Here is a 12,262-nt window from a genome sequence, read left to right as displayed (position 1 = left end):
TCTCTTCTCGTTCCGGTGGCACGGTGACTGCGCGTAAGTATTCACCGCACGAGACTGCCACCGGAAGTGCCGACGCGCCACTTTTTCTGGAACATCTGTTTGGATCTCAATGGCGTGTGGGGGTGCTCGTACCGGAAGGCCCGATTTTCGGGGGCTTTCAGGGAGCCGTAGGCCTCAGCCCGCCGGCATGGCCTCGCGTACGAGATCGGCGTCGGTCCTGGGCCGCACGCGCCGCCGGACGACGAGGCCGAAGGCGACGACCAGCAGGCCGAAGACGCCGGAGACCACGAACGGCCCGGCGGGCCGCCACGCGTCGTAGAGCGCGCCTCCGGCGGCCGAGACGATCATGATGCCGGCCGCACCGCAGAGGGTGTGCACGCCGAACGCCGCGCCCCGCACATCGGCGGGCACCTGCTGCGCCAGCAGCGGGCCCGCGGTCGTGATGCCGGCGATCTCTCCCACGCCGATGAGCACTGCGACGATCATCATGCCGCCGCCCAGGGGATCGGAGATGAGCAGCGTGGACAAATAGGCCGCCGCGGCGATCGACTGGGAGAGGATCACGAGGTTCTCCCGCCGCATGCGGTCGCCCAGCCAGCCGAACAGCGGCGCGCACACCAGGGCGACGGTCTGCGAGACGCCCACCACGGCGCCCGCCCTGGCCAGCGCCTCCGCGCTCGACATGCCGCGCTCGCTGGTCGCGAAGTCGGCGATCCACAGGGTCATGAACCCCACGACGACGGCGAGGTCGGCGCGCGCGACGAAGGACGCGGCGTAGGACAGCGCCACGCCCGGGTCGCGTACGAGTACGAGCCCCTCGCGGGCCAGGCGGGGAAGAGTGGTGCGGTCGGCGGTGGCGCTGACCTGGGCCGTGGAAAGCGTCAGCCACAGCAGCACGGCGACGACGAGGATGCCGGCCGCGATCAGCAGGAAGGCCAGCCGGGTCGCCGCCACCGGTTCGAGCCCCCGGCCCTCCAGGGTCTGCGGCAGCCGGACCATCACCAGAACGGCGACCACCGCGCCGAGCCCGCCGAAGAAGCCGATGAGGCCGTACGACTTGCCGCGCGACCGGGTGCGCACGTAGTCGATGGCGATGGTGGACATCATGGCGTTGAGCGCGGCCACCCCCAGCCCGAACACCACGCGAAGGGCCACGAGGACGGCGGTGCTGCCCGCGAAGGGGAACAGCGCGGTGCCGATCGCGCACAGCACCAGCCCGAGGGTCACGATCAGCCGCCGGCCGAACCGGTCGGCGAGCGCGCCGTACCACGCGAGGCTGAGGATCATCGCGAGCTCCGCGGCGAATCCCAGCAGCCCGACGGTCGTGCCCTGGGCGGACTCGGGGACGCCGAGGATCGTCGTGAGGATGTGCGGCTGGGTGGAGGGGAGGAACGAGATCACCGCCGTGCCCGCCGTCGCCATCGACAGCAGGGCCCACATGTTGCCTTTGGTGATGCCGTCGGCTAGCTGGGTGCCCAGCACGCGGCGCGTCGGGGAAGCGGACATGCGAAGATCATGACATTCTGCATTAAGTTTTTCCTCCAGATGCTGATATTTCAATACTGCTTGTTAAGATCGCCATGTGGTGCCGACCAGTAGAGGACAGCGATGAATCCGGCCTCGATAGGGGGAGGTTTCGACCCAAATACCCCAAATGCGGCACGTATGTATGACTATTTCCTAGGCGGCAAGGACAACCTGCCCGCGGACCGGGAAGCGGCCAAGAAGGTCCTGCAGTTCGTCCCTGAGATTCCCATCGGCATCAGGGAGAACCGCGCCTTCCTCTCCCGCGCCGTGCGCTTCCTCGCCGAGCAGGGCATTCGCCAGTTCCTCGACATCGGCGCCGGGCTGCCGACGCAGCGCAACGTGCACCAGGTGGCCGCCGAGGTCGCCCCCGGCGCCCGCACGGTGTACGTCGACAACGACCCGCAGGTGCTCGCCCACGCCCGTGCCCTGCTGCAGGACAGCCCGCAGGTGCTCGTCATGGAAGGGGATGTGCGGCGGCCCGCGCAGATCCTCGACCACCCTGAACTGCGCGCCCACCTCGACTTCGACCGGCCGATCGCGGTGCTGCTGCTGGCGATAATCCACTTCATCCCCGACGCCGACGACCCGGCCGGCATCATCGCCACGATCCGCGACGCGCTGCCCCCCGGCAGCTACATGGCGATCTCCCATGTCGCGGTCGACGAGCGCCCGCAGGTCGCGCCCGGGGTGGAGGGCGTCTACAACAACGCCTCCGCGCAGTTCGTCGCGAGGATGAGCGGGGAGATCGCGCCCTTGTTCAAGGGACTCGAACTGGTCGAGCCGGGAATGGTCAACCTGCACGAATGGCGGCCGGACGTTCCCGTTGTCGCACCCCTGCTGGAGACGGTGAAATCGTACTTCCTTTGCGGAGTCGGACGCGTTTCCTAGAGCCGCTCGCGCTCGCTTTCCTCTCGCCTTGGAGCCGTGCCCGCGTTCTGGCATTGCTGGGCGCATCGCTTGAGCGCGTCACGTTCAATCGGATGAAGAGGGGGCAAGCCGGTTCCCGTCTGTCCGGTCCCGCACCGTCCGTGCCGGCCCCGTCCGGTTCTGCCCGGACGGGGCCGGGCCTCCGCGTCCGGCCGGCTCCTAGCTGACCTGGAGGTCGACGCAGGAGTAGAAGGCGTTCGCGGTGTCGGCGATGTTCCAGACGGCGAGGACCTTCTGGCGGCCGGTCCTGTTGCCGAGGTTCACCGTGTGGGACACGGTGGCGCCGGGCTGCCGTCCCTGGTCGTTGAACTGCGCGATCCGGGTGCTGCCGATGTAGTAGTCCCAGGTGCTGGTGGCGTGGCGGGCGGTCAGCACCCAGTTGAAGGTGACGGTCTTCCCGACGTTCGTGGCGGGCCAGTTCTTGCTTTCGTCGGCGAGCTGGGCGAAGCGGGCGACGCCGCCGTTGCAGCTCCGCAGGCCCTTGGGCCCTTCCACGCTCTGCGGCTCGTAGATGATGTCACCGCAGTTGGGGACGCGGCCCTGGGCGCACATGGCCTGCCGGCTCGCCGGCGAGGAGATGTAGCCGTGGGCGAGGGCGGGGGAAGCGACGAACACCGAGGCCCCGATGGCGAGAACCGCGGCCGCGAGGAAAGTGATCGTTCTTCGCATGTCCTGCTCCTTCTGTGGGGGGTGAGGACAATTGTGTAAGAAAGTTTCCTAAGAGTAAATCCTGGCATGACAAGATTTTCTGAGGTCAGTCATGTCGTGATGCCCTTCCCGGAGGGCGTCAGTGGTTCACTGATGACCGCTCCACCCCGGGACCGCCGCCCGATCGGGCCGCCCGCATCGCCGGGCTCTGGGACTCCGCCCGCGGGGGGATGTTCTCCGAATTGCGGCGTATGTCTACATTGTGAAACAAAGCCATCGCCTGACGGCCGTGGCCCATGCAAGGCGGAGGGGTTCCCATGCGTGTTGTCCCGGCCGGATCCGACCGGCCCTCGGCCTCCGTCGTGCCCCCGGCGCGCCGGCGATGAGGGCCCTCGTACTGCGCGGCCCCCGCGTGGCCGGGGTCGAGGAGGTCGAGGTCCCCGTGCCAGGCGCGGGGCAGGTCGTCGTGGACGTGCACCGCGTCGGGGTGTGCGGCACCGACGTCGAGCTCTTCACCGGGAAGATGGCCTACTACGCCCAGGGCAAGGCGGTCTACCCCTTGCGCCCCGGCCACGAGTGGTCAGGCGTCGTGTCCGCCGTGGGGGACGGTGTCGAGGAGGGCTGGCTCGGAGCCCGCGTCATCGGGGACACCATGCTCGGCTGCGGCGACTGCCCGCGCTGCCGTACCGGGCACGGGTACGTGTGCCCCGCCCGGTACGAGGTCGGGATCCTCGGCGGCTGGCCGGGCGCGCTGGCGGAGAAGGTGCGCGTGCCCGCCGCGAGCCTGCACCGCCTGCCGGACTCGGTGGACGACCAGACCGGCGCCCTGGTGGAGCCGGGAGGCAACGCCTGGCGCGCCGCGACGGCCGCGAACGCCGGGCCGGGCTCCCGTGTGCTGGTCTGGGGTCCGGGGACCATCGGCCTGCTGACGGCCGCGTTCGCGCGGGCGGCGGGCGCCGAGGTCCACGTGCTCGGGCTCGACCGCCGGAACCAGGACCTCGCGCTGAAGCTCGGCGTCGAGAGCTTCTGGACGCGCGACGAGCCGCCCGGCGTCACGTTCGACGCGATCGTGGACTGCACGGACGACCCCGGCACCCCGCCCGCCGCCCTGGACCTCGTACGGCCGGCCGGACGCGTCGTCCACATCGGCCTGTCCAGCACGCCCAGCCTGATCGACACCCGCGACCTGGTGCTGAAGGACGTCACCGCCGTGGGCATCCTGGGGGGATCGCCTGGCCTCGCGCCCGCCATCGAGCACTACGCCGAGGGCCGGGTGACGCCCGGCATCCTGGTCGCGGACACCGTCGGGCTCGACCGGGCGGCCGGCGTGCTCGCGGGCGCGTACGAGGGGGGTCACGGCACCAAGATCCACATCGACCCCCGGCTCTGACCCGGCATGCGATAGTTGTCCCGGCCGGCCACGACGGAACCAGGGGAGCCATGCCGCGTCCGAGTGTCGAGGTGGAGCGCCGGGAGCAGATCCTGCTGGCGGCGTGCCAGGTGATGGCCGAGGTCGGCCTGCGGTCCCTGCGCGTCGGCGACGTGGCCAGGCGCGCCGGCACCAGCCACGGCACGGTGCACTACTACTTCGACACCAAGCGCGAGCTGGTCCTTTCGGCCTTCGACTTCAACTTCCGGCGCTCGCTCGCCCGGCGCCGCCCGATCCTGGACGCGGCGGGCGATCCCCTTTCGCGCCTGCGCGCCTTCGTGGACTCCTACCTTCCCGGCGACGACCCCGAGACGGTGCTCGCGTGGCGGGTCTGGATCGAGCTGTGGAACGAGGCGCTGCGCGAGCCCGACCTGCGGGAGCTCAACGAGCGCGTGTACGGCGAATGGCGGCGGCTGGTCGCGGCCATCCTGCGTGACGGCCAGGAGCGGGGACAGTTCCGCGGTGGCGACGCGGTGGACACGGCGAACCTGCTCATCGGCATGATCGACGGCCTCGCCATCCAGGTGCTGCTCGGATCGCGCGACATGACCGGCGATCGGATGCGCGCGACCTGCGAGACGTTCCTGCGCGGCCTTTCGGCCTAGGCGCGGTCCGCGATCGCGCGGAGCCCATTGACAGCCGCGAGGTGCACCGGCCAGAGTCCGATTAATAACTGACCCATCAGTCAATTTACGCGCCCGGCCGGTGAGCCGGGAACGCCGGACGGCAGGAGACGGCATGAAGATCATCGGGTGCCGCGCGGAGACGAGCCCGGCGGGGGACGCATGACACTGCGCGTGTTCTCCGACCCCGCCTCCGTGGCCGTCGTCGGCGCGTCGGCCGATCGGGCCAAGTGGGGGTACTGGCTGGCGCGAGGGGCGTTGCGCGGCGCTCACCGCCGCCGGGTCCACCTGGTGAGCAGGTCAGGAGCCGTCGTCGAGGGGGTGACCAGCGTCCCCGGGCTCGCCGCCCTCCCGGAAGTGCCCGAGCTCGTGGTGCTCAGCGTGCCGCCGGACTCGGCCGGCCGGATCGTCGCCGAGGCGCTCGACCTGGGCGTGCGCGGCTTCCTCGCGATCACCGCCGGGGTGGACGAGGCCGGGCTCGCCGAGCGCGTGCGCGCGGCGGGAGCCCGTCTGGTCGGGCCGAACTGTCTCGGGATCTACGACGCCGCGACGGAGCTCGATCTGGCCTGGGGCAACTTCGTCCCCGGCTCGCTCGGGATCGTGTCGCAGTCCGGGCAGCTCGGGCTGGAGCTGGCGGGGCTCGCGCGTGAAGCGGGCATCGGAGTCTCACGGTTCGTCTCGGTGGGCAACCAGGCCGACGTCTCGGCGCGGGAGATCCTCGCCGACCTCTCCGGCCACGAGCCCACGGCCGCGGTCGTGCTGTACCTGGAGGCCTTCCCCGACGGCCGCGAGCTGGTCGGGACGCTCCGCCGCCTCCGCGAGCACGGCAGGCCCGTCATCGTGCTCACCGTGGGGGCGAGCGAGGCCTCCCGGGCCGCCGCCCGTTCCCACACCGGCGCGCTGACCGCCGGGCGGGACGTCGTCGAGGCGGCGTGCCGCGCGGCGGGAGCCGTCCTGGTCGAGACCCCCGCCCAGGCCGTCGACCTGGCGCAGCTGCTGATCCGGGCGCCGCGCCTGGCGGGGCGGCGGGTCGCGGTCATCGGCGACAGCGGCGGCCAGGGAGCCGTCGCCGCCGACGTGATCACGCGCGCCGGGCTCGACCTGCCCGAGCTGGCCGGCGCCGCGCGCGAGATGGCCGAGGCGCTGCCCGACGGGGCCGCGGTGCGCAACCCCGTGGACCTCGCCGGCGCGGGTGAGCGCGACCTCGGGGTCTACGCGCGCCTCACCCGGCGGCTCGTGGACGGCGGTGAGGTGGACGCGGTGGTGCTCACCGGCTACTTCGGCTCCTACGGCGCGGACGAGCCGTCGCTCGCCGTCGCGGAGCAGCGGGTCGTCGCCCGGCTCGGCGAGGCCGTACGTACCGGCGGGCGGCCTGTCGTCGTCCACGGCATGACCCGCGAGTGCCCGGCGGTCGACACGCTGCGCGAGCACGGCGTTCCCGTCTATCACACCATCGACGCCGCGGCGCGTGCCCTGGCGTACGCGGCCGGGCTCGCCCTCCACCCGGTACGGCCGTTGCCGCCCACGCCCCCCGATGGCCACGCCGCCCCTCCACCACAGGCCTCCGCCTACCTGGCGGCCCGCGACGCGCTCGCGGCCTGCGGGGTCCCCTTCACGGGCGCTCTGCCCGTACGCGACGCGGCGTCCGTGGCCGCCGCCGCGGGGAGGCTGCGCGCGCCGTACGCCCTCAAGGCGGCCTGGCTGGAGCACAAGAGCGACCTCGGCGGAGTGGTGCTCGGGCTGGCGGACGCCGGGGCGGCGGCCGAGGCTCTTGCGGCCCTGGTGGCACGGCTGGGCCAGGGGGAGTACGTGCTGGAGGAGATGGACGCGCGGACGGGGGTGGTGGAGCTGATCGTCGGCGGGCGGCAGGACCCGTCGTTCGGGCCGGTCGTGCTCGCCGGGCTCGGCGGCGTCCAGGCGGAGCTCTATCGCGACGTCGCGGTGGAGCTCGCCCCCGTCACGCCCGCCCAGGCTCTGGAGATGCTGCGCGGGCTCCGTGGCCACGCCCTGCTGACGGGGTGGCGCGGCCGGCCGCCGGTCGCGCTGGAGGCGGTCGCCGAGGCGGTCGCGGCGGTGTCCCGGCTGGTGGCCGGCCGTCCGGACGTCGTCGAATGCGAGGTGAACCCGTTGCGGGCCGCCCCGGACGGCGTGCTCGCCGTGGACGCCCTGGCCGTGTTCGAGCCGGGGCCTGGAGTGTTCGAGCCCGAGCCTGAGGCGTGAGCGGTGTCCGAGTCCGGGGAGGGAGCGGTCCTTGATTCCGCGCCCGGGAAGTGAACGGTGGCCGCCGGTTCTGGAACCGGCGGCCACCTGGCCATTCTGGGTCGAGTCCACCGACCCGGCGTCACCGCTCGCCGTGGGACCTCGCGGTCTCACGGCCCGCGGCTACCGGACCTTGCGGACCTCGACCTTTTCCTTCATGTAGTTGTTGCCATTGCCGTCGGGGCGGTAGTTCTTCTCGACGTTGCCGGCGATGTCCACGGCGAACCAGTGCACCTCGGTGGTCTTGCCCACCGTGATCTGCTGGGATCCCTCGCGCATGCCGGATGACGTGAGCTTCTGGGAGGTCAGCGTCGGGCGGCTGCCGTCCAGCGTGTAGTAGACGTTCGCCGGTTCGTCGATCTTGAAGGTGAACGTCGTCGTGGTGTCGGTGCGTCCCGTCACGTCGAGCTTGGAGCTGGGGTTCTGCTTGTCGTCGGCGAAGGCCCTGGCGACCTCCAGGATGGCGATCTGGCCGCTGGCGAACTCCATCGCCTCCTCATGGCCCTCATCGAAGGTCGGCTGGAAGCCCACCGCGTCGAACCGCTTGGTGGTGGGGTTGTAGACGTCCGCGCCCACCTCGAAGTCCCAGCCGATGATGCCGCGGTTGAACCAGTGCTCGTCGGCGCTGTTGCCCGCCGCCGAGTACAGGACGTCCGGGACAGGACCGGTGCGACCGGGCCAGATCGCCGTGCCGCGCCAGCCCTGCACCGAGGACAGGATGTGGCTGGAGGCGTCCCAGAAGAAGTTCTCCGTGCCGAAGTCGACGCGGGGCAGCAGCTCGCGGCCCTCGTTCTTGTACGCGCCGGGAGGCCACATGAAGTAGCCGCCGTAGGAGTGGGTGTTCATCGCGAACTTGATGTTCGGGAACTGGTTGGTGAGCCATACCTCGTTGCGCGCCTCGGGCTCCGACAGCTCGGCCGGACCGGCGTACGTCCCGCTGGTGCAGCTCGACGAGGCTCCGCTGTACCCGTCGAAGAGCGAACCGACCGAGAAGTTCCGGTTCAGGTCCACGCCCCAGGAGTTCCGCGACGCGGGGTCCGACGCGGTGTCGGTGCAGTGGTTCGTCATGTTCTTGCGCTGCATGTTGTAGTCGTACATCGAGTAGTGCGCGCCGTCGGGGTTGATGGTCGGCACCACGAAGATGTCGAGGTTGTCCACCAGCTTCTTGGTGCGCTCGTCGAGCGAGTAGTTCCGCAGCAGGCGCTCGGCGGCCTCCACGCAGACCAGCGGGGTTACCCACTCGCGTGCGTGCTCCTGGCAGTAGAGGAACACGCCCACCTTGGAGCCGTCCCGCTTCTTGCCGATGCGCAGGGCCTTCATCTGGAACGGCTCGCGCTTGACGGTCGTCGGAGCCTTGAGGTTGTCGGTCAGCTTGGTGGCCGGAGCGGCGGCGACCAGGCCGGCGCCCGCGTTGCCCCGGTAGGTGCTCGCGCTGAGCAGCGCCGACGCGGCGGCGTCGCCGTTGAGCGCGGTCACCACCTGGGCGGCGGTGCTGGTGATCGCGTTGGATCCGTCCGTGGCGAGCCTGACCACCACGTCCTTGCCGGTGACCGACACGCCGAGCGCGCTGGAGGCCGTATCCGGCTTCACCAGCGCGACGCTGATGTCGTTGCCGCCTTCGGACCCGAAGGCCTTGGAGGTCACGTACAGCGTGCTCGCCGTGACGGTGCCGAACTGCGCCTGCGCGGCGCGCCGGTAGCCGTTCGTCTTGTACGGCAGGTCGATGATCTGCGAGATCTTCGGGAACTGCGACGCCAGGGAGGTGAACCGGCCGGTGGTCTCGGTCGGGTCCATGTAGTGGTCGACGAAGTCCTGGACGTAGTGCTTGTTCGGGGCCTTGCGCTTGTCACCGAGCCACTTGGTCACCGGGACCGTGATGGTGCCGCCGCGGTTGCTGGTGATGGTCACCTTGGTCGGCGCCTGCGTGATGGGCAGCGGCGAGTTGAACCGGTGGTACATGTACTGGCCGGCGTCGGTGAACCGCGACATCGTCGCCGTGCCGCCGGAGTCGGGGGCGGTCTTGGGGCCGCTGTCCCAGGTGGCGGTGAGCACGGTCTCCGCGTCGGTGGCGCTCGACTTCACCTCAACGGAGATGAAGCGCTGGTCGTCGGTGCTGGTGAACCACTCGGCGCGCAGCGCGGTGAGCTTGTCGGTCGTCGCCTCCGCCGCGTCCGCCGACTTGATGGCGGACTGGCGCTCGGACAGGTTCGCGACGGCGTCCGCCTGGTCTGAGATGGCGCCGCGCACGTCGAACCCCTTGGCGCGGAGGTCGTCGGCCTCCTCGGGGCTGAGTACGGCGTGCACCTCGATGCCGTTGTCGAGAGGCTTCTTGTATTCGGCCAGGTCGACGCCCAGGTCGTTGAGCTCGTCCACGCCGGCCTGGTCGGGGACGACGATGCGCAACAGGGCGACGCCGTCCTGGACGGTGCTGGACTGGTGGTCGGGAGCCACCGAGGTGGGGGAGGGGGTGGGGGCGGCGAGAACGGGGATTGCGGTGAAGGTCAAGGCGACGGGCAGGGCGAGCCCGGCCGCTAGGCGGCCGGCTCGTCTGCCGGTGAAAGAACTCCTCAAGAGATTCCTCCTGTTGGCATGCTGGCCCGGGCAGGGGGTCGTCCCGGGTCTGAGCACGCAGGTGGTGAGGAGTCTTTGCCAAATAAAGATCTTTCGTCAAGACCCAAAGGCGACATTTCTGGCTATCGGGTGTGGTTAAAGAGTTTGTAGTGAAATTTCGTGACATATCGCCCAGGGTTTCTGGTCACGCTGGGTGCGGGGCGGGCGCGGGATCGGTGACCGCCCGGCGTGGCCCCGGCCGTCCGGCGTCGTTCGCCTTTCACGCGGCCGGTCCCCGCCGGGCGCGGGCCGGGAATTGTCGGTGGCGGGCGCTATCAATGGGCGGTGAGGTGCGACGACGGCCGTTCACAAGCAAGATTGTGCGCGGTCTGTGGAGCACTCCGCGTTCGTCCACAGGTGCGGTCCGTGCCGATCCGGGGGGTGAGATCTTCGTGTATCCATGAGTGTGATCGGCTCTGTGCTTCGCACAGGGGGCTCGCCGCGTGCGAGGTGAGGTGCCGGGGAGAGGGCCGTCCTCTCTCCGCGGTGAGGATTGCTGTTCGCCGCCAGAGGTCGTTTCTCCGAGCGACCTCACGGCCGGCCGGGGGAGTGGGGATGACGGAGAGAGCTGTCACGGGCGCGTCGCGCGCCTTCGACCTGGATGCGTTCGCCGTGAGCGACCGCTTCCGCCTGTTCAACTTCACCCGGCGCGACGACCACCTGGTCTACCTCTGGGTGCTCCGCGCCATGGACCGTCTCCGGGCCGTCCACCAGCTCCAGGCCCATCCCGACGACGTCGCCCGCGTGCTCGCCGAGCTGGGCGCCGCCTATGACGACGCGCCGCCGGCCGACGACAACCTCCGGTCCCGGCTCGACGCGCTCGCCGACGACGGCGTCGTCCACCGGCTCGAAGACGCCTCCAGGGCCGGCAGCCTCGTCCGCTATCGCAACCGCCAGTCGGTCTACCAGTTCAGCGAGCTGGGCTACCAGGCGTTCGCGGCCGTCGAGGAGGTCCTCGCCGCCCGGCTGCAGGACGCCAACCTGTCGCGGCTGGTCTTCTCCGACATCCTGGAAGATCTCAAGGCGCTCGCCGAGGCCAACCTCTCGGGCCACGGCGAGCAGGTCTGGCGGCGGCTCTCCCGTCTCGACGCGGTCATGGAGGACATGGCACGTCGCTCCGCCCGCTTCCACCTCACGCTCGCCGAGATCACCCGGTCCACCGACGCCTCCCCCGAGGCCTTCCTCCGCTACAAGAACACCCTGCTGACCCACATGACCGACTTCATGGCCGAGCTCGACCGCTACCTGCCCCGCCTCGACGGCGCCGTCCGCGACGTCGAGCGAACAGGCGTCGAGACCATGCTCGGCCGGGCCGCCGCGGCCGACGAGCGGCTCTTCATGGGCTACGGCGAACGGCTGGACGACTGGCGCCGCCGCTGGGCGGTGCTGCGCGCCTGGTTCGCCGCCGACGGAGCCGAGTCCTCGCGCGCGGCCGAGCTGCGCGCCGCGACCCGCACCGGCGTGTCGAGCGTCATCGCGCTGCTCCGGCAGATCGCCGAGGCCCAGCGGGGCGGCGTCAACCGGTCGACCCAGCTCCGGCACCTGGCCGAGTGGGTCTTCAACGTGCCCGACGAGGGAGCCGCTCACGCCCTGATGACGGCGGCGTTCAACTCCCGCACGTCGCGGCACCTCGGAGGGGCCCACGACGACGCCGAGGTCATCTCCGTCCGTTCCACCTGGTGGGACGCCCCGGGTGTGGAGATCTCCGTGCCCCTGTTCCGCCGGGGCAAGGCCCCGGCTCCCGGCGTTCCGCAGCCGGTCCGGGGGCGGGCCGGCATCCGTGGGGAGCTGCGCCGGCGGCAGGCCTCCGGCCGCGCCGCCGAGCGGGAGGCCGCCGAGGGTCTGGTGAAGGCCGGAGTCCACGGGCGCGTCCTCGACGAGGCGGAGACCCGCGTGGTCCTGCGGCTCCTGACCCGGGCGCTGGAGGCCCGCACCGTCGTCGCCGGCCGCCTGCGATCCGCCTCCGGGGGCAACGAGTCGATGACGATCCGCCTGGTCCCCGAGCCGGGCGGAAGCACGGTTCGCACCGTCCACGGGGTCCTCCACCTGCCCGGCCTCCGGCTCGACCTCGAACCTGCCGCGCACACCACGGGAGCGCTCCGCGAGCGCGCGCGGGCCGCCGCCGCCCGGGCACCGCTCGCAGGCGATAGGGGAGAGCACCCGCAGGCCGATGGAGCACTCCGATGAGGGCATGTGTTCCTGGATCGGCCGTCGGGAAGCTCCAGGGGCCCGGCGCCGG

The 12,262-nt window shown here is 71.0% G+C and carries 8 protein-coding genes; 5 read left to right on the top strand and 3 right to left on the bottom strand.

The window, feature by feature from the left end:
- Positions 1-174: 174 nt before the first annotated feature.
- The gene (locus OG589_RS16275) at positions 175-1,506 is read right to left on the bottom strand and encodes an MFS transporter (RefSeq protein WP_405149922.1); all 1,332 of its coding nucleotides are present in this window, start codon (positions 1,504-1,506) and stop codon (positions 175-177) included.
- Positions 1,507-1,608: 102 nt separating this feature from the next.
- Here OG589_RS16275 and OG589_RS16270 point away from each other — a divergent pair, with 102 nt between their 5' ends.
- Positions 1,609-2,415 carry an SAM-dependent methyltransferase gene (locus OG589_RS16270; RefSeq protein ID WP_405149920.1) on the top strand — a complete coding sequence of 269 codons (807 nt, stop codon included), beginning with the start codon at positions 1,609-1,611 and terminating at the stop codon, positions 2,413-2,415.
- Between the two features lie 198 nt (positions 2,416-2,613).
- Here OG589_RS16270 and OG589_RS16265 read toward each other — a convergent pair whose 3' ends face one another.
- Positions 2,614-3,123 carry a lytic polysaccharide monooxygenase gene (locus tag OG589_RS16265; protein WP_405149918.1) on the bottom strand — a complete coding sequence of 170 codons (510 nt, stop codon included), beginning with the start codon at positions 3,121-3,123 and terminating at the stop codon, positions 2,614-2,616.
- Between the two features lie 361 nt (positions 3,124-3,484).
- Between OG589_RS16265 and OG589_RS16260 the strand changes: the two genes are divergently transcribed.
- The 3 genes from OG589_RS16260 to OG589_RS16250 all read left to right on the top strand — a co-directional run bounded on the left by OG589_RS16260 (position 3,485) and on the right by OG589_RS16250 (position 7,374).
- Positions 3,485-4,492, top strand: coding sequence for a zinc-binding dehydrogenase (locus OG589_RS16260; RefSeq protein WP_405149916.1), 1,008 nt, complete (start codon positions 3,485-3,487; stop codon positions 4,490-4,492).
- 50 nt (positions 4,493-4,542) lie between these two features.
- A complete protein-coding gene (locus tag OG589_RS16255) occupies positions 4,543-5,136 on the top strand; it encodes a TetR/AcrR family transcriptional regulator (RefSeq protein WP_405149914.1) in 594 nt (197 codons plus the stop codon).
- 180 nt (positions 5,137-5,316) lie between these two features.
- Positions 5,317-7,374, top strand: a complete 2,058-nt coding sequence (locus tag OG589_RS16250) for an acetate--CoA ligase family protein (protein ID WP_405149912.1) — start codon at positions 5,317-5,319, stop codon at positions 7,372-7,374.
- Positions 7,375-7,536: 162 nt separating this feature from the next.
- Here the strand turns inward: OG589_RS16250 and OG589_RS16245 are convergent, their stop codons facing one another.
- Positions 7,537-9,984 carry a M14 family metallopeptidase gene (locus OG589_RS16245; RefSeq protein WP_405149910.1) on the bottom strand — a complete coding sequence of 816 codons (2,448 nt, stop codon included), beginning with the start codon at positions 9,982-9,984 and terminating at the stop codon, positions 7,537-7,539.
- Between the two features lie 594 nt (positions 9,985-10,578).
- Here OG589_RS16245 and OG589_RS16240 point away from each other — a divergent pair.
- On the top strand, positions 10,579-12,210 hold the full coding sequence (locus OG589_RS16240; RefSeq protein WP_405149909.1) for a TIGR02677 family protein: 1,632 nt from the start codon (positions 10,579-10,581) through the stop codon (positions 12,208-12,210).
- Positions 12,211-12,262 lie beyond the last annotated feature (52 nt).

Origin of the sequence: Sphaerisporangium sp. NBC_01403 (assembly GCF_045040145.1) — a bacterium.
Taxonomy (GTDB): Bacteria; Actinomycetota; Actinomycetes; order Streptosporangiales; family Streptosporangiaceae; genus Sphaerisporangium; species Sphaerisporangium viridialbum.
Note: the sequence above shows the minus strand (reverse complement) of the source record. Positions and strands in the feature narration are given on the sequence as shown.

Bases quoted from the DNA above. Each gene is read 5' to 3' on its own strand.
- OG589_RS16275 (WP_405149922.1), bottom strand. From the start codon at position 1,506: ATGTCCGCTTCCCCGACGCGCCGCGTGCTGGGCACCCAGCTAGCCGAC.
- OG589_RS16270 (WP_405149920.1), top strand. From the start codon at position 1,609: ATGAATCCGGCCTCGATAGGGGGAGGTTTCGACCCAAATACCCCAAAT.
- OG589_RS16265 (WP_405149918.1), bottom strand. From the start codon at position 3,123: ATGCGAAGAACGATCACTTTCCTCGCGGCCGCGGTTCTCGCCATCGGG.
- OG589_RS16260 (WP_405149916.1), top strand. From the start codon at position 3,485: ATGAGGGCCCTCGTACTGCGCGGCCCCCGCGTGGCCGGGGTCGAGGAG.
- OG589_RS16255 (WP_405149914.1), top strand. From the start codon at position 4,543: ATGCCGCGTCCGAGTGTCGAGGTGGAGCGCCGGGAGCAGATCCTGCTG.
- OG589_RS16250 (WP_405149912.1), top strand. From the start codon at position 5,317: ATGACACTGCGCGTGTTCTCCGACCCCGCCTCCGTGGCCGTCGTCGGC.
- OG589_RS16240 (WP_405149909.1), top strand. From the start codon at position 10,579: ATGACGGAGAGAGCTGTCACGGGCGCGTCGCGCGCCTTCGACCTGGAT.